Below are 23,594 nucleotides of genomic sequence, written 5' to 3'. Positions count from 1 at the left end.
GGGACGGGCCCGGGGTCACGGCACCCCGCCGAGCCGGAGCAGCGCCGTGGTCGCCGCCGCGGCCACCACCACCAGCGGGAACGGCGCCCGGCGCAGCACGAGGACCCCGGCGACGAGCACCCCGGCCGGGCGGGCCCAGCCGGCGAAGCCCTGCGCCTGGGTGAGGGCCGCGGTGGCCACCAGGGCGATGAGCAGGACGGCGGTGGCCGTCGACAACAGCTGCTCCAGGCCGGCGGAGAGCCGGAGCCGGTCGCGGAGCAGCGGCCCGGCCAGCCGCAGGCCGTACGTGCCGAGGGCGAGCAGGAGGATGGCGGGCAGCGGCATCAGCGGGCCTCCCCCGCGGTGGCGACGGCCCGGGCGGGTGCGGCCCGGAGTGCCGAGCGGACGGCGGGCAGGAGCGCGAGCAGTGCGCACAGCACCGGCAGTCCGGCAGGCAGGAACGGTGTCGCGCCGACCGCGAGCACCGCGCCGAGGAGGGCCGGGTTGCGGACCGAGCGGTCGCCGAGCGAGGGCAGGACGAGGGCGAGGAGGACGGCCGGGAAGGCCGCGTCCAGCCCGAGGGCGTCGGTGTCGCCGATGACGCCGCCGGCCAGCGCACCGAGCAGGACGGCGATGTTCCAGAAGGCGAACAGCGCCGCGCCGGATATCCAGTAGGCGGCGCGGCGGGCGGCCGGGTCGCGCTGGAGCAGGGTGAAGGCGGTGGACTCGTCGGTCAGCAGGTGGCTGCCGAGCAGGCGGTCGCGCCACCGGCCGCCGAGGACGTCACCGACCGCGAAGCCGAACGGCAGGAGGCGGGCGTTCAGCACCAGGCCGGTCACGACGGCGGCGACCGGGCCGCCGCCGGCCAGCACCACGCCGACCGCGGCGAACTGCGAGCCGCCGGCGAAGACCAGCAGGGACATCACGACCGGCACCCACGGCGGCAGGCCGCCGGAGACCGCGATCGCGCCGAAGGACGCCCCCACGAGGGCGTCGGCGAGACAGACGAGGGCGATGTCGCGGAGCGTGCCGCGATCGAGTGTTCGCAATACCGAACGCATGTCCATTAGAATGAACAGCATCACCGCCGTTCGTCAAGTCGAACGATCGGCAGTCTGGAGCGAACACGTGGACAACGCGTCGGCAGCGGGCGGACACCGTTCCTCGCTCGACCTCATCGCCCTGATCTCCGCCTCGATCCGCCGGGAGCGCGAGCGGGCCGGACTCTCCATGGCCGAGCTGGCCCGGCGGGCCGGGATCGCCAAGTCGACGCTCTCCCAGCTGGAGTCGGGCGCGGGCAACCCCAGCGTGGAGACCCTGTGGGCGCTGGGCGCCGCACTGGAGGTGCCGTTCAGCCGGCTCGTCGACCCGCCGCGACCCCACGTGCGGGTCATCCGCGCCGGGGAGGGGCCGGTCACCTACGCCGAGCGCGCCGACTACGCGGCGACCCTGCTCGCCTCCTGCCCGCCCGGCGCCCGCCGCGACATCTACCGGATCACCGCCGAGCCCGGCGAGCCCCGGATCTCCGATCCGCACATCCCGGGCTCGGTCGAGCACCTCGTGCTCGGCGCCGGGCGCGCACTGGTCGGCCCGGTCGAGGCACCGGTCGAGCTCGGCCCCGGCGACTACGTCACCTACCCGGGCGACGCCCTGCACGTCTTCGAGGCGCTCGCGCCCGGCACCGCGGCGGTGATCGTCATGGAGCACGTCTGACGGCCGGCGGCGGTCAGCCCTCCAGGGGCTTCACCCAGCGCCGCCACTGCTCCTCGGGCCGGTAGCCCGCGGCCTCCCACGCACGGCGGCCGAGGTCGTTGTGCTGCAGCACCATGGCATCCGCTCGGCGCCCGCCCAGTGCCGCGAACCGCCGCTCGGCCGCCGCCACCAGGGCCGCCCCGACGCCGCGGCGCCGCAGGTCCGGGGCGACCGCGAGGCGGTAGAGGTGGCAGCGCCAGCCGTCGAACCCGGCGATCACGGTGCCCGCGAGCACCCCGCCGACCTCCGCGACCAGCAGGGCCTCCGGGTCGCGCGCGACCAGACCGGCGACGCCCGCCGTGTCGTCGGTGATGCTCGCGCCCTCCGCCGCCCGGGCCCAGAACTCCAGCAGGGCGGGGACGTCCGCCGACACCGCAGCCCGGATCCGCACGGCACGGCCGTCCGGGCCGACCGGGTCGGCCGGGTCGGTGGCGCTGCGGTCCTGGGTCCGGGCGTCCGCCGCGGGGCTCTCGTTCATGCGGACTGTCTAGCAGCCGCACCGCCCGGCGGCCCGGCGTTTTCAGCGGGATCTAGCGAGGAACTCCGGCCGTTCATGGCCGGGAGGAATCGCTTTCTGGGCTCGGAGGCGCGGAGCGCCGGAGTGTTGTGCGCCTCCGTAGTGACGGTTAGACGGGCTGCTTCTGGTTCTCGATGTACTCCTTGATGATGCTCAGGGGTGCGCCACCGCAGGATGCGGCGAAGTAGGACGGTGACCAGAAGTGCGTTCCCCACAGGTACCGGCGGATGTGGTCGGGATACTCCTGGCGCAGTCGGCGCGCGGATACGCCCTTGAGTGATCCGACCAGTCGTGACAAGGCGACCTTCGGCGGGTAGTGAACCAGCAGATGTACGTGATCACGTTCGCCGTTGAACTCGACCAGCTCGGTTTCGAAGTCCGCGCACACGGCGCGCATGACCTCTTCGCAGCGCGTCAGGATCTCGTCGGTGAACGGTCCGCGTCGATATTTCGGGGTGAAGACCAAATGAGCGTGCAGGGTGTAGACGACGCTACGACCCCTGCGGATGCTGGGGTTTGGTTCCCATCGTGGTGACATAGATCAATGCTATGGTCTTGCTCGTGAAGATCGTGACGCAGGTGAAGCTGTTGCCGGAGGCCGACCAGGTCGCCGCGCTGCGCTCCACCCTGCGCGCGGTCAACGATGCGGCGTGCTGGGTGTCGTCCGTGGCGTTCGAGCGCGGTGTCCCTCGTGAGTACGAGCTGCGCAAGCACACCTACGCGGAGTTGAAGGCGCGTGGGCTCGGGGCTCAGGTCGCACAGCACGTGATCAGGAAGACGTGCCATGCCTATGCGACGTTGAAGGCCAACATCAAGGCCGGGAACCTCGGGAAGCCGGGTTCGAAACGTCGGACCAAGGCGGAGTCCAAGCCGATCGCGTTCCGGCTGAAGGCCGCTCAGCCCTATGACGATCGCTGTCTGTCATGGCAGTTGGATGCGAAGACGGTGTCACTGTGGACGACGGGCGGCCGGTTGAAGGGCGTTCGGTTCACGTGCTCGCCGGACGCGTTGAAGATGCTGCGCGACTACCGTCAGGGTGAGTCGGATCTGATCGAGCGTGACGGGTCGTTCTACCTGATCGCGACCTGCGACGTCCCCGAGGCGCCTCCAAACGGGACGCCGACCGGATTCGTCGGTGTGGATCTCGGGATCGCCAACATCGCCACCACCAGCACCGGATACCGGGCCACCGGACGCGGCCTGAACCGCCGTCGCACACGGCAACTCGACCTGCGGAAGAAGTTGCAGGCCAAGGACACCAAGTCCGCGAAGCGGCTGCTCAAGAGGCGCCGCCGCGCCGAGGCCCGGCACACCGCGAACGTCAACCACATCGTCTCGAAGACCATCGTCACGACCGCTGAACGCACCGGCCACGGGATCGCCCTGGAAGACCTCACGGGCATCCGAAGCCGGGTACGGCTCCGAAAGGACCAGCGGACCTCGCTGCACTCGTGGAGCTTCCACCAGCTCGCTGCCTTCGTGGAGTACAAGGCGCGCCGGGTTGGGGTGCCGCTGGTGTATGTCGACCCGGCGTACACCAGCCAGCAGTGTTCCCAATGCGGACACATCGACCGGAAGAACCGGTCGAAGCAATCCGAGTTCGCCTGCCTGGCCTGCGGGTTCATGGCACACGCGGACGACAACGCGTCCCGCAACATCGCTCGCAAGGGCGAGATTATGTGGACAGCGGGGCGTGAGTCACGCGTCCCAGCACCCGTATAGGTGCTCAGACGTGGGAGGCCACGCGACAGCCAGTCGCGCCCTACCCACAAACCCGGCCGCTCACGGCCAGGTCAAGTTGACCGCTCGGACGCCGCCCCGCCGGCGGCGAGGGGCACGAGCTGCCAGACGGTGGTGCGCTTGAGCGCCGTGTCCTCCAGATCCGCCACGACCGGCACCTCGTACGAGGCCAGTTCCGTGAACCGCTCCCGCGGCAGGTAGGCCCGGCCCGGGTCGCCGACCACGACGACGGCACCGCGGGCCAGGGCGCGCTCCAGGAACGGCAGGAAGCGCGCCGCCATCGCGCGCTCGTAGAAGACGTCCCCGGCGAGCACGACCTCGGCGGGTCCGCCATCGCCGTCGAGGAGGTCCTCGACGGCCGCGTCGACGTGCACGCCGTTCGCCTCGGCGTTGATCCCGACCGCCGCCACCGCGTAGGCGTCGATCTCCGCGGCACGCACCGCCGCGGCACCGGCCAGCGCCGCCGCGATGCCCACCAGACCGGAGCCGGCCGCCACGTCGAGGACCGTCCGGCCCCGCACCAGCCCGGGGTGGTCGAGGACGTACCGGGCCACCGCCACACCGCCCGCCCAGGCGAACGCCCAGAACGGCGGCGGCAGGCCGACCTCGCCGCGCGCCGACTCCGTGGTCTCCCACAGCGTGATGGCGTCGTCCGCCATGTGCAGGCTGACCTCGGGCACGAAGGGAACGAGCGCCGGGCTGGTCTCCCTGCGGACGAAGGCCGCGTCCACGGGAGCGGCCCGGTCCGGAAGGGTGGGGGTCTCGTTCGGCATGCCCGCAGCATAGAGGGCCGGCGACCGGCCGGAGCGCCGCCGCCGACGCCCGGAGCCGTCGGCGGAGGCCGACGGCTGCCGGGTTCAGTATGCGGTGAGGTGGTGCACGGCCGCGGCGCAGTCGTCGCAGACCCGCTGGGCCCAGCGCGCCGGGTACCACTCGCCGTCGGCGTCGTCGGGCTGCGCCGGGTCGCGCTGCAGCCCGGCCGTGTCCAGCCCGCAGAAGGTCCGCGGCCCTGCCCGGGACGGGTCGGCTGCGGGCCCGGCCGCGTGGACGACCAGCGCGGCCCTGCCCGGCGTGGGGTGCTCGCCGCCACCGAGGTCGCGCGCGGCGTCGAGCTCCTCGATCTCCAGCATCACCACGATCCTGGCCATCGTCGGGGCCGCCTTCCGTCGGGACCGCTCCCCCGTGTGCTGCCGGGAGCCACCTTCCACTCTGGACCCGGGCACTCCCGCTCCGCCTGCGCAGCGGGAGCCGGGCCGGACGGGACCGGTGCCGGACGCGCGGACGGCCCTGCCCGCGCACCGGTCGGTCCGGTGCGCGGGCAGGGCCGGGGCAGCACGCCGGCGGCGGGTTCGGCTACCGGTGGGCGTCCTCGGGGAGCCCGGCGGAGTCCGCCGTGTCGTCCGGGCCCGTGCGGGCGGCGGCCGGGGCGGGCAGGCGTGCGGGCCACCAGACGCGGTCGCCGAGGTCGTGCACGAGCGCGGGGACGAGGAGCGAGCGCACGAGCAGCGTGTCGAGCAGGACGCCGAAGGCGACGATGAACGCGATCTGGGCGAGGAACGCGAGCGGGATGACGCCCAGGGCGGCGAACGTCGCCGCGAGCACGACGCCCGCCGAGGTGATCACGCCGCCGGTCGCGGTGAGGCCGCGCAGCACGCCCTCCCGGGTGCCGTGCCGGAGGGCCTCCTCGCGGACCCGGGTCATCAGGAAGATGTTGTAGTCGACGCCGAGGGCGACGAGGAAGACGAAGCCGTACAGCGGCACGGAGGGGTCCGTCGCGCTGAAGCCGAAGACGTGCGGGAAGACGATCGCCGAGACGCCGAGCGTGGCCAGGTAGGAGAGGGCCACGGTCGCGGCGAGCAGCACGGGCGCGAGCAGGGAGCGCAGCAGCAGCACGAGGACGGCGAGGATGCAGACGAGGACGACCGGGATGATGACCGCACGGTCGTGCCGGGCGGTGGTCCGGGTGTCGTACTGCTGGGCGGTGTAGCCGCCGACGCGGGCGTCGGAGCCGGGCACCGCGTGCACGGCGGCGCGCAGCCGCTGCACGGTGGCGACGGCGGCGTCGCTGTCGGCCGGGTCGTTCAGCGTCGCGTCCAGGCGGACCCTGCCGTCGACCGTCTTCGCGGGGGCGGACGGGTCGCCGCCGGTGTACGGGCGGACGGAGGTCACGCCGGGCACCGTGCGGGCGGCCGCGGCGACGGCGTCGGCGCCGCCGACGGAGGTGACGATCACCGCCGGGTTGCCGGAGCCGCCGGGGAAGTGCGCCGACAGGACCTTCTGCGCGGTGACGGAGGGCTGCTCCTTGATGAAGAGCTCGGTCTGCGGCACGCCGCTGCTGTCGAGCGCGGGGGCGAACGCGGCCAGGGCGGTGAGGACGACGAGGCTGGCCGCCCAGGTGGTACGGGGGCGGCGGCCGACGATCGCGGCGACCCTGCGCCAGATGCCGTGCACCGGGGCGGTGCCGTCGGCGGGCGGACGGGCGGGCCAGTAGGCGGCGCGGCCGAGCAGCACCAGCGCGGCGGGCAGGAAGGTGAGGGCCGACAGGACGGAGCACACGATGCCGATGGCGCCGACCGGGCCGAGGGCGCGGTTGTTGGTGAGGTCGGAGAGCAGCAGGACGAGCAGGCCGAGGGCCACGGTCATGCCGGACGCGGCGATGGGTTCGAGCGACTGCCGCCAGGCGATGCGCATGGCGGTGAAGCGGTCGCCGTGCTGCTGGAGCTCCTCCCGGAACCGCGCGGAGAGGAGCAGCGCGTAGTCCGTGGCGGCGCCGATGACCAGGATCGACAGCAGGCCCTGGACCTGCCCGTCGACGCGGACGATGCCGTGGTCGGCGAGCACGTAGACGACGGCGCAGGAGACGCCGAGGGCGAAGACGGCGCCGAGGATGACGAGGAAGGGCAGCAGGACGCTGCGGTAGACGGCGAGCAGGATGATCAGCACGACGCCGAGGGCGACGCCGAGGAGCAGGCCGTCGATGCCGGCGAAGGCCCCGGAGAGGTCGGCCTGGATGGCTGCCGGTCCGGCGATGGCGACGGTGGTGCCGGGCACCTTCTCGGCCAGGCCGCGGATCGCGTCCACGCTGTCCGGGGTGGCGGTGCCGAGGTCGGCGCGGAGCTGGAGGATCGCCTCGGCGGCCTTGCCGTCGGACGACGGGATGACCGGCGACGGTCGGCCGACGGCGCCGGGCACGGAGGCGGCGGACTCGATCGCGCGGCCTGCGGCCTCCTGCTGGGCGGGCTCCAGGGCGCCGCCGCCGCTGTGTTCCCAGATGACGATCACGGGGAGGGTGGAGTCGGCCTGGAATCCCTTGTCGAGGCGGACGACCTCGGTGGACTCGGCGCTCCGGGGGAGGAACGCGGCGTTGTCGTTGGTCGCGACCTCGGACAGTTTTCCGGCGTAGGAGCCGAACGCGCCGCCCAGGGCGAGCCAGGTGATCAGGAGGGCGAGGGGCAGGAGGAGTCTGAGGCGACGTCGGTTGGCGAGCATGGCGAAGGAGCCCTTCGGGCGTGCTGTGAAAGACCGGACGGCCGATGGTATCTCAATGATTGAGAGTCTTTATCGGTGAACCACAGCACCGGGGACCCGCGGACGCCGACACCCGCCCCGTCTGCCCGCGATCCTGGACCGAATGCGCCTCACACCGGTGTCGCATCGATCGTGCATCGAATGATCCGGCCTCCTCGCCGCCACCGCCGCCCGCTGCCACCCAGCCACCGCCGGGCCCGCCGCCCCGCCTGCGCCGCGGGGCCCGGTCCGCGCTGCTCGCACAGCGCGCACCGGACCCCGCGGTCACGGCTCCGGGGTCGGCGCTACGCCGTGGCCCCGACGTAGAGCGCCACCGCGTCACCCGCCCCGACGGTGGCGGTGAAGGTGCCGGTCGAGCCGACGGTGTAGGTGGGTCCGGTGCAGCCGCCGCCGGCGGTCGGGTCGCCGTGCTGGACGTCGCAGTAGGTGCCGGCCGGCAGCGAGGTCTGGAACGTCCGGCTGATCGCGCCCGACTCGCGGTTGACGGCGACGTACCCCTTGCCGCCGCGGCCGAAGGCGATGGCGTTGTTGCCGTTGGACCACCAGTTCGTCACCGAGGCGCCCGCGACGGCGTTGCGGAAGCCCACCATGTTGGCGATCTGCCGCCACTTGTGCTGACACTTCCAGCCGTCGGAGAAGCAGGCGTTGACGGTGCCGCCGTTGGGCGGGCCGGCGTCGGCGTTCGAGAACTCGTAGCCGGAGTGGACGTTGGGCGAGCCGTACGGCCAGGCCAGCATGTAGACGTTGGCGAGGGTGTAGGTGGAGCCGTACGTGTAGTTGAGCGTGGAGCCGTTGCGCTCGGTGTCCCAGTTGTCCGTGAAGGTACGGGCGCTGGCGCCCGGCAGGTAGCCCGCGCCCCAGGAGTCGTTCCAGTTGCTCAGGTAGGCGAGCTTCTCGGAGGTGAAGATCCGCTTGAGGTCGTACGCGCCCTGGAACGCGTCCACGTCCCCGGTGCCGGTGTACTCCCCCGGCTGGACGGCCTCGCCGGAGCCGTAGATCACCTCCTGGACCCAGTAGATGCCCGGCTTGCTCAACTTGGCCTTGATCGCCGCCAGATCGGCCGCGGCCATGTGCTTGGCGGCGTCGATGCGGAAGCCGTCCACGCCCGCGGCGATCAGCGTGTTGAGGTAGGCCGCGATCGTGGAGCGCACGTAGTCGCTGCCGGTGTCGAGGTCGGCCAGCCCGGAGAGCTCGCAGTTCTGCACGTTGCCGCGGTTGCCGTAGTCGCTGATGTTCGTGCGGCAGGAGTGGAAGTCCTGGGTCTGGTAGTAGCCGGGGTAGTTGTACTTGGTGTAGGCGGTGCCGCCGGTGCCGGTGCCGGACCCTGCGCTCATGTGGTTCACCACCGCGTCGGCGACGACCTTGACGCCCGCCGCGTGGCAGGTGTTCACCATGGCCTTGAAGGCGGTGGCGTCACCGAGCCGGCCGGCGATCCGGTAGCCGACGGGCTGGTAGGAGGTCCACCACTGCGCCCCCTGGACGTGCTCCTGGGGCGGGGAGACCTCGACGTAGCCGTAGCCCTTCGGGCCGAGCGTGGCGGTGCACTCCTTGGCGACCGAGGCGAACGTCCACTCGAACAGCGTGGCGGTCACCGTCCTGGCACCGGGCGGGGTGGCGTGCGCGGCGGGGGCCTGGGCGAGGCCCGCGCCGAGCGGGAGGCTCAGCACGGCGGCGGTGGCGAGCACGCCCGCGGTGCGCGGCCTGCGGTGCCCGCGCCGGGGCTCGCGTCTGCGCTGCGGCTCGCGTACGGATCGGTCCACGGCGTCTCCTTGCGGGTGGGGGCAGCTCGGGGAGCTGGGCTGGGGCGCATGGGCACACAGGGGCATGCAAAGTCATTCGGAGAATTTCCGAAACAGTCCTGAAATTTGCTGGAAACTTTCCGAGCCCAGAACGTACGGTTTTGATGAATCGCCGTCAAGACTTCGCGCGGGGAACGCTGCTGAACACCCCTGGAGCGCACCCCGCTCCGGCCCGCGCCGGACGCCGCACGGCACGGCGACGTCCCCGCCGCGACCCGGCGCGGAGCCGGAAAGCGACGGGGGCGTCAGCGTCGCGGGTCAGATGCCCTGCGATCCGCGCCGCCGCGGCCCACCGGCCGCGCACGACTGCCCGCAGGCGCCCGCGGTCAGTCGGACACCCGGATGACGATCTTGCCGTGGGTGTGGCCCTCGCGGCTCAGGTCGAACGCCTCGCCCGTCCGCTCCAGCGGCAGCACCGCCGCCACCGGCACCACGAGCCGCCCCTCGTCGACCAGCACGGCCAGCGCCCGCAGTCCGTCGCCGTCCGGGCGCACCCACATCCACTGCCCGCCCGCGCCGACCACCCGGTCGTCGGCGATCGAGGCGTGCCGACCGCCCTCCCGCAGCACGGCCAGCGTGGTGTCGAGGACGCCGCCGACGTAGTCCGCGACGACCGTCACCCCCGACGGCGCCAGCCCGCGGACCCGCTCCGCCAGGCCCTCGCCGTACGCCACCGGCTCGGCACCCAGCGCCCTCAGGCGCTCGTGGTTGGCCGGCGACGCGGTGCCGATCACCCGGGCGCCCAGCGCCACCGCGATCTGCACGGCGAACGTCCCGACGCCGCCCGCGGCGCCGTGCACCAGCACGACGTCGTCCGGTCCCGTCCCGAGCCGGGTGAGCGTCTGGTGGGCCGTCAGCCCGGCCAGCGGCAGGCCCGCGGCCTCGTCCCACCCGAGCGAGGCCGGCTTGAGGGCCACGTCGCGGGCGGCCACCGTCACGAACTCGGCGAAGGTGCCGCCGTGCACGTGATCGCGGCGGGCGTAGGAGCAGACCTCGTCACCGGGCGCGAACTCGGGGGTGTCCAGACCGACCTGCTCCACGACGCCGGCGACGTCCCAGCCGGGCACGGCCGGGAAGGCGATGTCCATCAGCCCGTCCAGCCCTCCCGCCATCACCTTCCAGTCGACCGGGTTGACCGCGGCGCTCCGCACCCTGATCAGCACCTCGCCGGGCCCCACCTTCGGGCGGGGCAGGGTGGTCGTCGCAAGGACCTCGTTGCCGCCGTACTCGCGGTAAGCGACCGCTCTCATCACCCCGGCGTCGGACGATCCGGCCATGGTGAACCTCCACGTGCGCGCTCGTGGGCGGGGCGGGACGCCACGCCCGGCTCGACCACCATCGGACCACGACGGGCGGGCGGCGGGCGACCGCACGGCCGAGGGGCCACCCCGCCGGAGGTCGCCCGCGCGCCCCGGGTCGGCGCCCCGGGTCGGCGCCCGCGCGAACCGGGCCCCGCAGGACGGCGCTCCGCGGACCTTGCACGCACGCGGTCGCGCGCCATATGTTACCGACTGGTAGGTGAGGGTCCCGGTGCCCGGTGTCCGCAGGGCCCGTGACCGGGCCGCACACCCCGGCCCGCCGTCCGCCCCGCCGAAGGAGCCACCATGCCCGTGCTCGACCGCCACGACGACGTGTTCGTCCTCGACCTCGGCGACGGCGAGAACCGCTTCCACCCCGACTGGATCGCCTCCGCCGACGCCGCCCTCGACGAGGTGGAGAAGACCGATGGGGCCCGCGCCCTCGTGACCGCCGCCACCGGCAAGTTCTACTCCAACGGCCTCGACCTGGAGTGGCTCTACGCCAATGCGGACCGGTACGAGGAGTACGTCGTGTCGGTGCACCGGCTGTTCGCCCGCATGCTGTCGCTGCCCGTGGTCACCGTCGCCGCCCTCCAGGGGCACACCTACGCCGCCGGAGCCATGCTCTCCCTCGCCCACGACTTCCGGGTGATGCGCGCCGACCGCGGCTTCTGGTGCCTGCCCGAGGCCGACATCGACATCCCCTTCACCCCCGGCATGTCCGCCCTGATCCAGGCACGGCTGGCACCGCAGGTCGCCCACGAGGCCATGACCACCGCGCGGCGCTACGGCGGCACGGACGCCCTGGCCGCCGCCGTCGTCGACCACGCGGTGGGCGAGGACGCCGTACGCCCGACCGCCGTCGGCATCGCACGGGCCCAGGCCGCCAAGGCCGGCCCCACGCTCGGCACCATCAAGGCCCGCATGTACGCGACCACCCTGGAGACCCTGCGCTCCGAGGACAACCCCCTCGGCTGACGCCGCCGGACCGTCCCGGCCCGGACCCGGCGGTCGACCTCCCACCCCGGTCGCCGGGCCCGCCGGACCCGGCCGCCGCCGGAGCCCCCGCCTCCCGGTCGGCGGACGCACGGGAGCATCACCGGCTAAGTACCGTTTCCATACCGAAGCCATGATGAGCTGCGGAAACGCTCGCGGCCGAACGGGCGCCCGAGTACCATCCGGCTGACGCCCAGGGCGCCGGGAGGCCACGTGCCGCACCGGCCCGACGGCGGGCTCTCGCGGGGCAACGGAGGTCACCGCGCACTCGGCACCGCGCGCCAGAGCTGTCGCGCGAACGCGGGAAAGGCAGCGACTTGACGGATCGGCTCACCGGCGGGGACTCCTCACTGCTGCGTCGTATCAACGCGGCAGTCACCCTGCGGGCGCTGCGGGACGGGCACTCCGTGACCCTGACCCGGCTGGTCGGCGACACCGGGCTCTCCCGGCCCACCGTCGAGGGCGTCATCGAGGGACTGTTGGAGGCCGGGCTCGTCGCCGAGGTCGAGAACGGCCAGGACGGCGGAGGCCGCCGCGGCCGCCCCGCCCGCTGGTTCCGCTTCCGTGCCGAGGCCGGCCACGTGCTGGGCATCGAGATCGGCGTGCACGACGTCCGCGTGGTGCTGGCCGACCTCGCCGGCGAGATCCTCGCGAGCCACGCCAAGCCCGTTCACGAGACGCTCGACGCCGAGGAGCGGCTCGGCGTCATGCGCACGACGGTCGCCGAGGTGCTCCGCAAGGCCGGTGTCTCGCGCGACAGCCTGTGGGCGGTCGCCGTCGGCACGCCCGGCATCGTCGACGGCGAGGGCACCGTGCAGCTCAGCACCGCCATGCCCGGCTGGACCGGCCTCGACCTCGGCGCCCGGCTGCGCCGCTCGTTCCGCTGCACCGTCACCATCGAGAACGACGCCAACCTCGCCGCGATCGCCGAGCACTGGAAGGGCGCAGCCGTCGGCAAGGGCGACGTCGTCTTCGTCATGGCCGGGCTCAGCCCGGGTGCGGGCTCCCTGATCAACGGGCGGCTGCACCGCGGCTACGGCGGCGCGGCCGGCGAGATCGGCGCCCTGCACCTGCTCGGCCAGGAGGCCACCCCCGAACGGCTGTTGTCGACCACCGGCAAACCCCTCGACCCGCTGGACGAGGCCGCCGTGGCCCGCGTGCTGCGGCTGGCCCGCGAGGGCGACGAGGTCGCCCAGGTCGCGATGGACCGCTTCATGCGACGGCTCGTCCACGACGTCGCCGCGCTCGTGCTCGCCCTCGACCCGGAGCTGGTCGTGGTCGGCGGCTGGGCGGCCGGGCTGGACGGCGTGCTGGAGCCGCTGCGCGAGCGGCTCGCGCAGTTCACGCTGCGCGCACCCGAGGTGTCGCTCGCCACGCTCGGCACGGAGGTCGTGGCGACGGGCGCGCTGCGGGTCGCTCTCGACCACGTCGAGGTGCAGCTCTTCGCCGTCGACCCGCCCGGCACCGGCAGCCGCTGACCGGCCGTCGGCGGCCCGGCCGGCCACCACGTGCAGCCCCGGCCCGCCACCACGTGCAGCGGCGCCCGCCCCCGAAGGGACCGGCGCCGCGTACGGGTGGTGCGGGCGGGCTCAGGCGGAGCGGACCGCCTCGACCGGGGTGACCTCGACGGCCCCGGCCTCGCCGAACGTGAGCTTGCAGGTGTCCGCACGGTAGGTGCAGACCGCACGGGCGATCCGGCGGCCGGCCGCGGCGTACTGCGTGGTGACGATCAGCACCGGCGTGCCCGGGGGACGCTCCAGCAGGACCGCCTGCTCGGCCTCGGCGACGCCCAGTTCCACGGTGCGCGACTCCCCGTCGACCCCGCACCGCTCCAGCTGGCGCAGCACCGAACGGGCGCGCTCGCCCTCGGCCGTCGAACCGACGAGCTGCGGGAGTGCGGGCAGGTGCGGCACCGCGGAGTCGGGCACGTGCAGCGACTCCGTCGCCATCACGCGGCCCTGCACCAGCCGCAGCCGGCGCACGGTGTGCACGATCTCGCCCTGGGGGATGCCCAGTTCGGCGGCGAGCCGCTCGGCGGCGGGGGCACTCGTGCAGTCCACCACCCGCCAGGCCTGGCTGCGCGAGGCACTCGGCCAGCCTTCCTCGCTACTGCTCACCGGCACACCGACCCGCGGGGCGGCGATCAGGGTGCCGATGCCGCGGCGGCGGACGAGCCGGCCCTCCAGCTCCAGCTGGTCGAGGGCCTGCCGCAGTGTCGCCCGGGCCACCCCGAAGCGCGCTGCCAGCTCACGCTCGTTGGGCAGCACCTGCCCCGTGGAGAACTCCGAGTCGATGGTGCGCACCAACACGGTGCGCAGGTGCCAGTACTTCGGCTCCGGGGCCGCCGTGAGCTGTCCTTGCGCCACCGTGTCCTCCACCCTGAAGGTCCTGAAGGTGTGGGCCGCCCACCACTCCCCTGTTTCGGCAGGTGGGGAGGGTGGGCTTTATCCGTCCTTCTTTATTAAAGGTCTTTGCAGTATGTGACCTTAGGGGGTGCCGAAGGACATGGTCAAGACCAATGACGGGCCGCCGACCGACCCCTGCCGCGGCCCGGCCGTTCGTGGGCCCCGCCACACCCGGGGCCTGCCGCTTCGGCGATCCGGGCCGCCGCCCGGTACCCTCCCGGGGTGATCGTGGTTTCAACCGTCAACGTCAACGGCATCCGTGCAGCCGCCAAGAAGGGCCTCGTCGGCTGGCTCGCCGACACCAAGGCCGACGTGGTCTGCCTGCAGGAGGTCCGCGCCGAACCCGGCCAGCTCCCCCCGGAGATCCGCGACCTCGACGGCTGGCACGCCGTGTGGGCACCCGCGGCGACCAAGGGGCGCGCGGGGGTCGCCGTGCTATCCCGCCGCGCGCCCGAGCGCACCGCCGTCGGGTTCGGCTCCACCGAGTTCGACGGCTCCGGCCGGTACGCCGAGATCGACCTGCCCGGCCTCACCGTCGCCAGCCTCTACCTGCCGTCCGGCGAGGTCGGCACCGAGCGCCAGGACGAGAAGGAACGCTTCATGGCGGAGTTCCTCGTCCACCTCGACGACCTGCGGCGCCGGGCCGCCGAGGACGGCCGCGAGGTGCTCGTCTGCGGCGACTGGAACATCGCCCACCGCGAGGACGACCTCAAGAACTGGCGCGCCAACCAGAAGAACGCCGGCTTCCTCCCCCAGGAGCGCGCCTGGCTCACCCGCCTCTTCGACGAGGTCGGCTACGTCGACGTCGTCCGCCGCCTCCACCCCGACCGGCCCGGCCCGTACTCGTGGTGGTCCTACCGCGGCCGGGCGTTCGACAACGACTCGGGCTGGCGCATCGACTACCACATCACCACCCCCGGCCTGGCCGCACGGGCGCTCTGGGCGGAGACCGAGCGCGCCGCGACCCACGACGAGCGCTGGTCCGACCACGCGCCGGTCACCGTGGCGTACGACGACAAGGTCTGACGGCAGCGCGGCCGGAACGGCCGCGCTGCCCGTGGCCACCTCCCCGGCGGTCGGGTCGGGTCGGTGCGGACCCGGCGGACGCCGGTGAACGGCCGGGATCCCTCCGTCACCGTGCACCTGCTTCACGATGCGGCGGCGGGTTTTCCCGGCCCGGCCGGTCTACCGTTCGTCAGGTGAGCAGCGAGCGCGAAGCAGGAGGAACGGGATGAGCCAGTTGCTGCGGGTCCAGAACTTCACCGTGTCGAGCGACGGGTTCGGTGCCGGCGAGGGCCAGAGCCTGGAGAGGCCGTTCGGCCATGCCGACCCGGGGAGCATGTTCGCCTGGGCCATCGCCACCGACCACCCGCCCGTCGACCGCTCCGGACCCGGTGGCAGCCGGGGTCTCGACGACTACATCACGCGGGACTACGCCCGCAACATCGGCGCCGAGATCATGGGCCGCAACAAGTTCGGTCCGCAGCGCGGGCCCTGGCAGGACCACGAGTGGCAGGGGTGGTGGGGTGACGAGCCCCCGTTCCACACGCCGGTGTTCGTCATGACGCACCACGGCCGCCCGTCGTTCACGCTCTCCGACACCACCTTCCACTTCGTCGACGGCGACCCGGCCGCGGTGCTCGCGCAGGCGAAGGAGGCGGCGCAGGGCCGGGACGTCCGGCTCGGCGGCGGGGCCACGATCATCCGGCAGTTCCTCGATGCCGACCTCGTCGACACCCTGCACGTGGCGGTCGTGCCGGCGGCGCTCGGGTCCGGAACCCGCCTGTGGGAGTCCCCCGATGAGCTGCTCGACCGGTTCCACCAGGACGTCGTGCCCAGCCCGAGCGGCGTGACGCACCACCTCTTCTGGCGGAAGTGAGGCCCGACCGGCCGACCGGCCGACCGTCGCGGACGCCGCCCGGCGGCGCCCGCGCCCGGGTACGAGAGCCGCAGCCGTACGGCTACGGGGCCGTCGCCCGGGGCGGTCAGAGGCGGACGGTCATCTCCACGGCGACCGCGTCGCCCGGCAGGAGCTCCAGCGGCTTGCGCACGGCGTCCTTGATCGGCAGCAGGTAGCCGCCGTCCCTCGGGATGAGGGACGTGGTGAAGGCCGTCCCGGCGATGCCGGCCTCGACCGGCACGACGCCCCAGCCGTACGTGGCCCTCGACGCCACCTCGCGGATGTCCGCGGACTGCTCCTCCGGCACGGGGACGAAGTAGTACGGGGAGGGCCCACGCCATTCGATGACGTGGCCGTCGAAGACGAGGCGCATGGGGTCGGTCCGCTTCTCGATGGGGCTCGGATCCGGCTCAGGCTACAGGCGTTGCCGCGGGACGGACGGGCCGGCGGTCCGCCCGCGACGGGTCCGGAACGCCCTACGGGTGGTCGGGGATCCGGCGGGCGTCGAGCAGGTGGAGGTCCGCGGAGGTGTCCGGCGGCCGGCCGGCGGGCTCGTACCGCAGGGCGAGGGCCCCGAACCAGACGACGATGAGCAGACCTGCGGGGTACAGGGCCTCCTCGGGCGCGACGTTGCCGACGAAGGAGTAGCCGGCGAGCCACACGCCGGTGAGGGCCCCGAGGACGCGGATCACCGGCCGGTGCGCGAAGGCGGAGCTGACCGCGATCCAGATCCCGGCGAAGACGTGGCCGCCCAGCCGGATCGGCCAGGTGAGGTCGTGGGTGACGCCGTTGATGGCGAGGATGCCGGTGAGGACGTCGAGCGCGATCCAGCTGTAGCCGGCGGCCTTGGCCCAGACCGGCGCCTCCATCCGTGCGATCAGGAAGAGGATCGCGAGGTGGAAGAGCACGCCGGTGTACTCGGGCCAGACGACGCCGTGCTCGGCGACGGCGAAGGACACGAGGGTGGGGAGGAACAGCACGATCGGCAGGATGGCGAGCGTCCTGAATCCGAGGTGGATGTCGCGTGCGTCGGGCACGGAGCTGCCTTTCGGTCGGGTGCGGGCGTGCGGAGTCCCCGGGCGGACCCGGCGCGGCCGCGACGGGGGCGCCGCCCGGCCCGGGGTCAGGACGAGGCGGGGTCAGGACGGATGGTGGGGTCCGGATGGTGGGTCCGGATGGTGCGGGCCCAGGACGGCCCCGCGTCGGGACGCGTGGGGTCAGGGCGCGTGGGGTCAGGACCGCCCGGGCGTCAGGACGCGGCGGGCGGGCGGCGGGGTGCTTCGCGCAGCGGGAACCACCGGGTGGCGAGGAGGCGGGCCTCCCCGGTCAGGACGGTGTGGGCGACGGGCTCGCGGCCGGCGTCACGGACCGCCTGTTCGAGGTGGTCGCGCAGGTACCACACGTCGACCGGACCGGCGGCGGGGTCGAGGTCGAGTGCGGCCTGCAGTTGCCGGGGCGTGAGGTGAAGGTCCTGGGCCACCTGCTGCGGCGTCAGGCCGGACAGTGCGAGGTTCTGCGCCAACTCCTCGCTCGTACGGCGGCGTTCGGCAGCATTCAGGGTCATGTCGGCCTCGCTTCGGTGGAGGTTCGGCGGTGCGGCCCGACGGCCCGGGTCGCGTGACGGGCGCGCCCCGGCGGGTCAGCCGCGGGCGATGACCGCCGGACGCGACGGGACGGCGTCGAGCGCGGCGAGCGTCGCGTCGTCGAGGGTGACCGTGCCGGCGGCGACGTTCGCTTCCAGGTGGTCGGGGGTCACGGTGCCGGGGATGAGGAGGAGGTTCGGGTCGTGCCGGAGCAGCCAGGCGAGCCCGACCTGCGACGGCGTGCAGCCCAGGGATTCCGCCGCGGCGCGGACGGCCGACTCGTCGGTCACCTTCGGCAGGCTGGGTACGGCGCTGCCGAGGGGGAAGTACGGCACCCAGGCGATGCCTTCGGCGGCGCACAGTCGGAGCATGTCCTCGTCGTCGCGGGCGACGAGGCTGTAGGCGTTCTGCACGCACACGATGCCTGCGGGCAGCGCTCGGCGCAGCCCGTCGAGGGTCACGCTGCTCAGGCCGATCGCGCCGATCTTGCCCTCGTCGCGCATCGCGGTCATGACCGCGAGCTGGTCGTCGAGGTCCACCGCCTGGTCGCCCTCGGCGCGCAGGCCGGGGCCGGTGTCGATGCGGCGGAGGTTCACGACCGGGATCCGGTCGACGCCGAGGCCGCGGAGGTTGTCCTCGACGCCTGCGCGCAGCTGCTCGGGGCGCTGCGCGGGGCGGAACGGGTGGGGGCCGACCGGGTCGGGCTCCGCGCCGACCTTGCTCACGACGAGGACGTCGTCCTCGGGGCGCAGCGCCTCGCGGAGGAGGTCGTTGACGAGGCCGCCGCCGTAGAACTGGGCGGTGTCGATGTGGTCGACGCCGAGCTCGACCGCGCGGCGGACGAGCGCGACGGCCGCGCCGCGGTCGTCGCGCAGGCGGGCGAGCTGCATCGCGCCGTAGCCGACGCGGGAGACGGTGCGGTCGCCGAGGAGGCCGGGGCCTCCGGGGCGCGGGGCGCCGGTGGCCGTGGTGTGGGGGGAGCGGGTGTCGGTGGGCATCGCAGATCTCCTGCCGTGTGGGAGGATGAGGGAAGCGGAGGAGCCTCCGTCTTTCGACTGTAGCACTACCGGAGGTGCCTCCGTTTTGAATCTCCCGGACCCGACCCCCGCAGGCGCCCCCGACTGCGCTCTCGACCACACCCCCGACCGCACCCCCGGCGGCGCACCCTCCCCCGCCGAACGCCCGCTGCGCGCCGACGCGCGACGCAACCGCGACAGGCTCGTCGCCGTCGCACGGGCCTCCTTCGCCGCCGCCGACGACACCGTCCCGCTGGAGAACATCGCCCGCGAGGCCGGGGTCGGCATCGGCACCCTGTACCGCCACTTCCCCACCCGCGAGGCGCTCGTCGAGGCGGTCTACGCCGTCGAACTCACCGAGGTCACCACCAGCGCACCCGGCCTGCTCGCAGAACTCCCGCCCGAGGAGGCGCTGCGCGCGTGGATGGGCCGGTACGCCCGCTTCGCCGCGGCGAAGCACGGGATGATCGACACCCTCCGCACCGGCTGGGCCGCGGGGCGGATCACGCCGCCCACCAGGGAGCGGATCACCACCGAGATCGCGACGATCCTCGCGGCGGGCGCGAAGACGGGCTCGCTCCGCGGCGACGTCGACCCCGCGGACGTCACCGCGATGCTGCTCGGGGTCGCACTGTCGACGGCCGCCGACGGCGCCACCGGGCGGACCGCACGGCTGCTCGACCTCGTCGTCGACGCACTGCAGCCGCGCCCCGGCCGGTAGGAACGCGCCCGCCCGGCACCCGCCCCGCCGCAGTGCCGAGGGTGGGGCTCGACAGCACCCGGCAGGCGCCCGCGGCGGCCTCCACCTGCGCCGTCGCCCCGGCGCGTCCGCCCCGGCCGCCGATCCGGCCCACCCCTTGAGCAACCAAAGGTTGCACATGGCCGCGGAGCGGTCTACCGTAATACGCAACCAAAGGTTGCGAGAGGACGGAGGGGCACGATGGAGTACGGCAGCATCGAGCGGGAGATCCACATCGACGCCACGCCCGAGGTGGTCTACGAGGTGGTCAGCGCCCCCGAACACCTCCAGGAGTGGTGGCCGGACGAGGCGGAGCTGAAGCCCGTGCCCGGTGCCACCGGGGTCGTCACCTTCGGAGACCGGTCCGCACCGGACGCGACGGTCGTGCCGCTCACCGTGGTCGAGGCCGATCCTCCCCGGCGGTTCTCCTTCCGGTGGGTCTACGACCGGGACGAGGCCGCGACCCCGGCCAACTCGCTCCTGGTCATCTTCGACCTGGTCCCGTCCGGCGCGGGCACGCTGCTGCGCTTCACCGAGACGGGGTTCCGGGAGAAGGGCTGGGAGGCCGCCGTCCTGGAGGAGCAGTACCGCGACCACGTCAACGGCTGGGACTACTTCCTGCCCCGCCTCGTCACGTACGTCGCCCGGCTGGTGTCGACGCCGTGAGCGTCACCGTCGACGACGAACTCTGGTCCGCGGTGGGCGATCCCATACGACGGCGGATGCTCGACCTGCTGCTGACCGGCGGCGGCGGGACGGCGACCACGCTGAGCGAGCAACTGCCGGTCACCCGGCAGGCGGTCGCCAAACACCTCGGCGTCCTCGACCGGGTGGGGCTGGTCCACGGCACACCGTCCGGCCGCGAGCGCCGTTACGAGGTCGACGAGGCCCAACTCGCCCGTGCGGTCGCCCAGCTGTCCGCGGTCGGAGCCGCCTGGGACGCCCGGCTGCACCGCATCAAGCGGATCGCCGAGGCGATCCAGCGCCGCCAGGAGGGCTGACCCCGCACCCCGCACGTCACGAACGCCCCACAGACACACAGACAGACCGAACAGAACGTCGCCACCACCGTGGTGGCGCCGGCGAACCGCGCCCGCCTGCGGGCGCCTGCACCAGGGAGAGGTACCGAGATGGTGGACATCCTGCACAGGATCGGCATCACATCGTCCCCCGAGGACGTCTACGCGGCCCTGACGACCGTCGAAGGCCTGGCGGGCTGGTGGACGGAGGACACGGAAGGTGACGCGAGCCCCGGAGGCATCGTCCGATTCCGCTTCCTGCCCGGCGGGTTCGACATGAAGGTGCTGGAGACCGAGCCCTCGGAGCGCGTGCTCTGGGAGGTCGTCGAGGGCCCCGAGGAGTGGATCGGCACGCAGGTCGCCTTCGAGCTCAAGCAGGAGGACGACTACACGATCGTCCTGTTCCGGCACGAGGGCTGGCGGGAGCCGGTGGAGTTCATGCACCACTGCAGCACCAAGTGGGCGATCTACCTGATGAGCCTCAAGAAGCTGGTCGAGACCGGCAGGGGCGAGCCCTCGCCCCACGACGTCCAGATCAGCAACTGGCACTAGCCACACCGGCCGTGACACCCCGGACGGCCGCCCGCGTGCATGCGGGCGGCCGTCCGGGGCGTCGGCGCGGCAGGCCGCCCGACAAGGCCTCACCGGCCCGACCGGCACCCGCTCAGGACACGACCGCCTGCTCCTCCACCTCCGTCAGCGTCACGGTGCACAGACCGCCGCGCTCGCTCCTGACGTCCGTCACCTTCAGCTGCGTGCCGGGCAGCAGGATGAACTCCTCCTCGCCGGTGAACGCGGAGAAGTTCCGGATGCCCGTGGCCCGGAGGGGACGCACCTCGAAGAACGTCCGCCGGCCGCGGCTGCCGAGGAACGACCGGGCCACACCGGGCTCGGACGTGCACGAGGACACGCCCCACCAGGTGACCGTCCGCCCGAGCGGGTACTGCGCCCGCAGGTCCAGCGACACCCCGCGCCACAGCGGCTCCGTCCGGGCGGGGAGCTGCGACACCGCCGCGAACAGCAGCCGCAGGTACGGGAGGTAGGGGACGACCCTGGTCCGGTCCGGGGAGCGCAGGACGGCGTTGATCTCCCGGTAGAACGCGGACTCGCAGGTGTAGAGGTAGAGGGCGGAGATCGCGTCGGCGGACAGGCCGCCGGGCGTCTCGTCCGCGCGCCGCTTGCCGAACTCGTACGAGCGGTCGACGTGTCGGCCCAGACCGGGCAGCAGGTCGGCGACCGGCGAGACGGCGGCGCGGAAGTCCATGAGCGCGGTGTCGAACACGCCGGTGATCGGTGGGAGGACGAGTCCCTCGTCCTTGACGCTCGCGAGCCGTTCGAGGTAGAGCTGGTGCAACTCCATGGTGGACGCGATGAACGCGCCCATCCGTTCGGCGGTCCCGTCGCCCGCACCGCCGCTCTCCGCCGCGCGCGCGTTCCACCCCGTGCTCGGCAGCCAGTCGATCTCGTCGGCGCCCAGCGAGGCGAGGGCCGCGTTGACCGTCCCGAAGTGGTCGCCCTCGCAGAAGACGTCGCCCTGCGCCGCGGGGTTGGGGTGGTCGATGTGCCGGACCTCGACGTCGGGGTACTTCTTCTGGAGCCGGAGGACGACCGCCTTCAGGCTGCGTGCGTGCGCACCCCACCAGGCGAAGACGACACCGCGGTCCTCCTCCCCGGCGTCCTGCTTGGCCCTGAGGATCTCCTCGACGATCCGCTCGGCGACCGGCCGCCAGAACGCGGTGTGCCGGTCGGGCCCCACCGCCCCGTCGCTGTCGGCGGTGAGGGCCGCGTTGAGCAGCAGCACGCCCTGCGTCAGCATCGCCTGGAACCACTCCGGCGGCTGCACGGTGTCCTGCTTCCTCAGCAGCGCACGCACCTCGGCGATCGGGGTCTTCCTGGGGATGCCGTACTTCCACATCGCCGCCGCCTTGATGATGCAGCGGATGCTGACGACCCTGCCGAACTGGCTGTCCTTCCAGTCGTGGAAGGTGTTGTCGAACATCGCGATGCCGGTGGCGCTCTCCGGCCGCGGATACGGGTTCTGGCCGAAGACGACGACCTTCCACCGGTGCGGCGCATGGGGCTTGAGCGCCTGGAACGTCAACTCGCGCACCGGGACGACCGACGGGCCTCGGCCGGGGCCGATGAACGAGGCCGCGTCCGGCTGCGCCTCGATGACCGGCTTCAGCAGCGGGAGCCACGGTTCGCCGCCGCCCGCGAAGAGTTCCGCGAGCGCGAGCGGGTCGTTCGGGTCGGGGGTGGCGGGGGTGCTGGCATCGCTCATGGTGGAGGGGCTCCGAGATGTCGAACCGTACGGGGAAGGGCATGACCGCCGGGCGGCCGATCGTCCGGCGGTACCCACAGGAATACCGGCCGCGTGTGACAACCCGCGGCCCGGGCCGGCCGACCGGACGGCCCTCCCAGGGAACGGGCCCACCCGACGGCGGACGTCCTGTCAGCGGGCACCGATAGCTTCGTGATCGGCAAGGAGACAGTTTCCCGATCGGAGTGGACCATGACCGAAGACCGCGTGCAGCCGCCGCTCAGGGTCGTGCTGACCGACATCGACGCGCCGGTGGTGGAGGCGTGGCGGGCGGCGTTCGCCGACACTCCCGGCATCGAGATCCGCCGGGGTTCCATCCTCGACCAGGACGTCGACGCCTGGGTCAGCCCGACCAACTCCCGTGGCCGGATGGACGGCGGGGTCGACGCGGTCGTCAAGCGGCATCTCGGGGCGGGCATCCAGCTGCGGGTGCAGCGGGCGATCCGCGACCGGTACGCGGGACGGCTCCCGGTGGGAAGCGCCGTGTGCGTCCCGTCCGGAGCCGTGACGCCGAGGTTCCTGATCTCGGCCCCGACGATGCAGGAGTCCTCGCAGAACGTCAGCGAGACCCTGAACGTGGCCCTGGCGTGCGCCGCCGCGTTCCAGGCGATCCACCGGCAGAACCGGCAGGTGCCGGGCAGCATCGGGTCGGTGGCCCTGGTCGGCATGGGCGCCCGGACCGGCCGGGTGCCGGCGCGGGTCTGCGCCAACCTCATGTGGACGGGCTACACGCTGTTCAACGACCACGTCTTCGAGGACGACGACGACCTGCGCAGCACGATCCGTGCGCAGCTCGACGACATCGAGAGCGCACCCGTCGCGAAGCGGGTCCGCATCGCCCCGCCGACGGGCCGCACCTCCCGGCGCTGACCGCGGGGTTCACCCCTCGGCGGGTCGGCCCCTGCGCTCCGCCGGCCGGATCGCCCGCAGGGCGACGTACGGTTCCGCGGCGCCGATGCACCGCACCGTGCCGCACCGCCCTGCCGGCGAGGCACGGCTCACG

General features: G+C 73.3%; 26 protein-coding genes. 11 read left to right on the top strand and 15 right to left on the bottom strand.

The genetic code is table 11. The features are described 5' to 3' along the window. Positions 1-15: 15 nt before the first annotated feature. A complete protein-coding gene (locus tag OG335_RS36875; protein WP_405009517.1) occupies positions 16-324 on the bottom strand; it encodes an AzlD domain-containing protein in 309 nt (102 codons plus the stop codon). After that, complete coding sequence (locus OG335_RS36870; RefSeq protein WP_405009518.1) at positions 324-1,040, bottom strand: AzlC family ABC transporter permease; 717 nt, start codon at positions 1,038-1,040, stop codon at positions 324-326. Before OG335_RS36870 ends, OG335_RS36875 begins: the two co-directional genes overlap by 1 nt. Positions 1,041-1,209: 169 nt before the next feature. On the opposite strand from OG335_RS36870, the gene OG335_RS36865 reads away from it, so the two are divergent. Then, a complete protein-coding gene (locus OG335_RS36865) occupies positions 1,210-1,692 on the top strand; it encodes a helix-turn-helix domain-containing protein (RefSeq protein ID WP_405015299.1) in 483 nt (160 codons plus the stop codon). 13 nt (positions 1,693-1,705) lie between these two features. Here the strand turns inward: OG335_RS36865 and OG335_RS36860 are convergent, their stop codons facing one another. Both OG335_RS36860 and tnpA read right to left on the bottom strand, forming a co-directional pair. Then, positions 1,706-2,209, bottom strand: coding sequence for a GNAT family N-acetyltransferase (locus OG335_RS36860; RefSeq protein WP_405009519.1), 504 nt, complete (start codon positions 2,207-2,209; stop codon positions 1,706-1,708). Positions 2,210-2,357: 148 nt separating this feature from the next. Further along, entirely contained in the window at positions 2,358-2,786 is a 429-nt protein-coding gene (gene tnpA, locus OG335_RS36855; protein WP_405009520.1) for an IS200/IS605 family transposase, read from the bottom strand. Between the two features lie 11 nt (positions 2,787-2,797). Here tnpA and OG335_RS36850 point away from each other — a divergent pair, with 11 nt between their 5' ends. Further along, on the top strand, positions 2,798-3,970 hold the full coding sequence (locus OG335_RS36850; protein ID WP_405009521.1) for an RNA-guided endonuclease InsQ/TnpB family protein: 1,173 nt from the start codon (positions 2,798-2,800) through the stop codon (positions 3,968-3,970). 71 nt (positions 3,971-4,041) lie between these two features. Here OG335_RS36850 and OG335_RS36845 read toward each other — a convergent pair whose 3' ends face one another. From OG335_RS36845 to OG335_RS36825, 5 genes are all read right to left on the bottom strand, one after another. Then, complete coding sequence (locus tag OG335_RS36845) at positions 4,042-4,761, bottom strand: class I SAM-dependent methyltransferase (RefSeq protein WP_405009522.1); 720 nt, start codon at positions 4,759-4,761, stop codon at positions 4,042-4,044. A gap of 84 nt (positions 4,762-4,845) precedes the next feature. Beyond that, the gene (locus tag OG335_RS36840) at positions 4,846-5,136 is read right to left on the bottom strand and encodes a hypothetical protein (RefSeq protein WP_405009523.1); all 291 of its coding nucleotides are present in this window, start codon (positions 5,134-5,136) and stop codon (positions 4,846-4,848) included. Positions 5,137-5,341: 205 nt separating this feature from the next. Beyond that, positions 5,342-7,477 (bottom strand): MMPL family transporter, encoded by a 2,136-nt coding sequence (locus OG335_RS36835; protein WP_405009524.1) that lies wholly within the window; start codon positions 7,475-7,477, stop codon positions 5,342-5,344. A gap of 323 nt (positions 7,478-7,800) precedes the next feature. Next, entirely contained in the window at positions 7,801-9,183 is a 1,383-nt protein-coding gene (locus OG335_RS36830) for an alpha-amylase family protein (protein WP_405015300.1), read from the bottom strand. 458 nt (positions 9,184-9,641) lie between these two features. Further along, positions 9,642-10,565 (bottom strand): NADP-dependent oxidoreductase, encoded by a 924-nt coding sequence (locus OG335_RS36825; protein WP_405015301.1) that lies wholly within the window; start codon positions 10,563-10,565, stop codon positions 9,642-9,644. A 354-nt stretch (positions 10,566-10,919) separates the two neighbouring features. Between OG335_RS36825 and OG335_RS36820 the strand changes: the two genes are divergently transcribed. Continuing rightward, complete coding sequence (locus OG335_RS36820; RefSeq protein ID WP_405009525.1) at positions 10,920-11,591, top strand: enoyl-CoA hydratase-related protein; 672 nt, start codon at positions 10,920-10,922, stop codon at positions 11,589-11,591. Positions 11,592-11,926: 335 nt separating this feature from the next. Continuing rightward, the gene (locus OG335_RS36815; RefSeq protein WP_405009526.1) at positions 11,927-13,087 is read left to right on the top strand and encodes an ROK family protein; all 1,161 of its coding nucleotides are present in this window, start codon (positions 11,927-11,929) and stop codon (positions 13,085-13,087) included. A gap of 111 nt (positions 13,088-13,198) precedes the next feature. On the opposite strand, the gene OG335_RS36810 is transcribed toward OG335_RS36815, so the two are convergent. Then, complete coding sequence (locus OG335_RS36810; protein WP_405009527.1) at positions 13,199-13,975, bottom strand: GntR family transcriptional regulator; 777 nt, start codon at positions 13,973-13,975, stop codon at positions 13,199-13,201. 261 nt (positions 13,976-14,236) lie between these two features. On the opposite strand from OG335_RS36810, the gene OG335_RS36805 reads away from it, so the two are divergent. Both OG335_RS36805 and OG335_RS36800 read left to right on the top strand, forming a co-directional pair. Next, entirely contained in the window at positions 14,237-15,040 is an 804-nt protein-coding gene (locus OG335_RS36805; RefSeq protein WP_405009528.1) for an exodeoxyribonuclease III, read from the top strand. A 205-nt stretch (positions 15,041-15,245) separates the two neighbouring features. Then, the gene (locus tag OG335_RS36800) at positions 15,246-15,893 is read left to right on the top strand and encodes a dihydrofolate reductase family protein (RefSeq protein ID WP_405009529.1); all 648 of its coding nucleotides are present in this window, start codon (positions 15,246-15,248) and stop codon (positions 15,891-15,893) included. Positions 15,894-15,999: 106 nt separating this feature from the next. Here OG335_RS36800 and OG335_RS36795 read toward each other — a convergent pair whose 3' ends face one another. The 4 genes from OG335_RS36795 to OG335_RS36780 all read right to left on the bottom strand — a co-directional run bounded on the left by OG335_RS36795 (position 16,000) and on the right by OG335_RS36780 (position 18,495). Continuing rightward, positions 16,000-16,287, bottom strand: coding sequence for a DUF1905 domain-containing protein (locus OG335_RS36795; RefSeq protein WP_405009530.1), 288 nt, complete (start codon positions 16,285-16,287; stop codon positions 16,000-16,002). A 103-nt stretch (positions 16,288-16,390) separates the two neighbouring features. Then, complete coding sequence (locus OG335_RS36790) at positions 16,391-16,951, bottom strand: hypothetical protein (protein ID WP_405009531.1); 561 nt, start codon at positions 16,949-16,951, stop codon at positions 16,391-16,393. A 212-nt stretch (positions 16,952-17,163) separates the two neighbouring features. Further along, positions 17,164-17,478 (bottom strand): DUF2316 family protein, encoded by a 315-nt coding sequence (locus tag OG335_RS36785; RefSeq protein WP_405009532.1) that lies wholly within the window; start codon positions 17,476-17,478, stop codon positions 17,164-17,166. A gap of 75 nt (positions 17,479-17,553) precedes the next feature. Continuing rightward, positions 17,554-18,495 (bottom strand): aldo/keto reductase, encoded by a 942-nt coding sequence (locus OG335_RS36780; protein ID WP_405009533.1) that lies wholly within the window; start codon positions 18,493-18,495, stop codon positions 17,554-17,556. An 85-nt stretch (positions 18,496-18,580) separates the two neighbouring features. On the opposite strand from OG335_RS36780, the gene OG335_RS36775 reads away from it, so the two are divergent. From OG335_RS36775 to OG335_RS36760, 4 genes are all read left to right on the top strand, one after another. Beyond that, positions 18,581-19,234 carry a TetR/AcrR family transcriptional regulator gene (locus OG335_RS36775; protein WP_405009534.1) on the top strand — a complete coding sequence of 218 codons (654 nt, stop codon included), beginning with the start codon at positions 18,581-18,583 and terminating at the stop codon, positions 19,232-19,234. Between the two features lie 219 nt (positions 19,235-19,453). Continuing rightward, a complete protein-coding gene (locus OG335_RS36770) occupies positions 19,454-19,918 on the top strand; it encodes an SRPBCC family protein (RefSeq protein WP_405009535.1) in 465 nt (154 codons plus the stop codon). Next, on the top strand, positions 19,915-20,253 hold the full coding sequence (locus OG335_RS36765; RefSeq protein WP_405009536.1) for an ArsR/SmtB family transcription factor: 339 nt from the start codon (positions 19,915-19,917) through the stop codon (positions 20,251-20,253). Before OG335_RS36770 ends, OG335_RS36765 begins: the two co-directional genes overlap by 4 nt. Positions 20,254-20,382: 129 nt before the next feature. Beyond that, a complete protein-coding gene (locus OG335_RS36760; protein WP_405009537.1) occupies positions 20,383-20,823 on the top strand; it encodes an SRPBCC domain-containing protein in 441 nt (146 codons plus the stop codon). A 112-nt stretch (positions 20,824-20,935) separates the two neighbouring features. Here the strand turns inward: OG335_RS36760 and OG335_RS36755 are convergent, their stop codons facing one another. Continuing rightward, entirely contained in the window at positions 20,936-22,552 is a 1,617-nt protein-coding gene (locus tag OG335_RS36755; RefSeq protein WP_405009538.1) for an ADP-ribosyltransferase domain-containing protein, read from the bottom strand. A gap of 231 nt (positions 22,553-22,783) precedes the next feature. On the opposite strand from OG335_RS36755, the gene OG335_RS36750 reads away from it, so the two are divergent. Beyond that, positions 22,784-23,461 (top strand): macro domain-containing protein, encoded by a 678-nt coding sequence (locus OG335_RS36750; RefSeq protein ID WP_405009539.1) that lies wholly within the window; start codon positions 22,784-22,786, stop codon positions 23,459-23,461. Positions 23,462-23,594 lie beyond the last annotated feature (133 nt).

The organism is Kitasatospora sp. NBC_01539 (genome assembly GCF_045040525.1).
GTDB lineage: Bacteria > Actinomycetota > Actinomycetes > Streptomycetales > Streptomycetaceae > Kitasatospora.
Note: the sequence above shows the minus strand (reverse complement) of the source record. Positions and strands in the feature narration are given on the sequence as shown.

What these genes read in the sequence shown, in the direction of transcription:
- OG335_RS36760 (WP_405009537.1), top strand. Translation starts at nt 20,383, where the DNA reads ATGGTGGACATCCTGCACAGGATCGGCATCACATCGTCCCCCGAGGAC.
- OG335_RS36770 (WP_405009535.1), top strand. Translation starts at nt 19,454, where the DNA reads ATGGAGTACGGCAGCATCGAGCGGGAGATCCACATCGACGCCACGCCC.
- OG335_RS36825 (WP_405015301.1), bottom strand. Translation starts at nt 10,565, where the DNA reads ATGAGAGCGGTCGCTTACCGCGAGTACGGCGGCAACGAGGTCCTTGCG.
- tnpA (WP_405009520.1), bottom strand. Translation starts at nt 2,786, where the DNA reads ATGTCACCACGATGGGAACCAAACCCCAGCATCCGCAGGGGTCGTAGC.
- OG335_RS36820 (WP_405009525.1), top strand. Translation starts at nt 10,920, where the DNA reads ATGCCCGTGCTCGACCGCCACGACGACGTGTTCGTCCTCGACCTCGGC.
- OG335_RS36845 (WP_405009522.1), bottom strand. Translation starts at nt 4,761, where the DNA reads ATGCCGAACGAGACCCCCACCCTTCCGGACCGGGCCGCTCCCGTGGAC.
- OG335_RS36875 (WP_405009517.1), bottom strand. Translation starts at nt 324, where the DNA reads ATGCCGCTGCCCGCCATCCTCCTGCTCGCCCTCGGCACGTACGGCCTG.
- OG335_RS36800 (WP_405009529.1), top strand. Translation starts at nt 15,246, where the DNA reads ATGAGCCAGTTGCTGCGGGTCCAGAACTTCACCGTGTCGAGCGACGGG.
- OG335_RS36860 (WP_405009519.1), bottom strand. Translation starts at nt 2,209, where the DNA reads ATGAACGAGAGCCCCGCGGCGGACGCCCGGACCCAGGACCGCAGCGCC.
- OG335_RS36785 (WP_405009532.1), bottom strand. Translation starts at nt 17,478, where the DNA reads ATGACCCTGAATGCTGCCGAACGCCGCCGTACGAGCGAGGAGTTGGCG.
- OG335_RS36840 (WP_405009523.1), bottom strand. Translation starts at nt 5,136, where the DNA reads ATGGCCAGGATCGTGGTGATGCTGGAGATCGAGGAGCTCGACGCCGCG.
- OG335_RS36850 (WP_405009521.1), top strand. Translation starts at nt 2,798, where the DNA reads ATGGTCTTGCTCGTGAAGATCGTGACGCAGGTGAAGCTGTTGCCGGAG.
- OG335_RS36835 (WP_405009524.1), bottom strand. Translation starts at nt 7,477, where the DNA reads ATGCTCGCCAACCGACGTCGCCTCAGACTCCTCCTGCCCCTCGCCCTC.
- OG335_RS36755 (WP_405009538.1), bottom strand. Translation starts at nt 22,552, where the DNA reads ATGAGCGATGCCAGCACCCCCGCCACCCCCGACCCGAACGACCCGCTC.
- OG335_RS36870 (WP_405009518.1), bottom strand. Translation starts at nt 1,040, where the DNA reads ATGCGTTCGGTATTGCGAACACTCGATCGCGGCACGCTCCGCGACATC.
- OG335_RS36750 (WP_405009539.1), top strand. Translation starts at nt 22,784, where the DNA reads ATGACCGAAGACCGCGTGCAGCCGCCGCTCAGGGTCGTGCTGACCGAC.
- OG335_RS36780 (WP_405009533.1), bottom strand. Translation starts at nt 18,495, where the DNA reads ATGCCCACCGACACCCGCTCCCCCCACACCACGGCCACCGGCGCCCCG.
- OG335_RS36865 (WP_405015299.1), top strand. Translation starts at nt 1,210, where the DNA reads ATGGCCGAGCTGGCCCGGCGGGCCGGGATCGCCAAGTCGACGCTCTCC.
- OG335_RS36795 (WP_405009530.1), bottom strand. Translation starts at nt 16,287, where the DNA reads ATGCGCCTCGTCTTCGACGGCCACGTCATCGAATGGCGTGGGCCCTCC.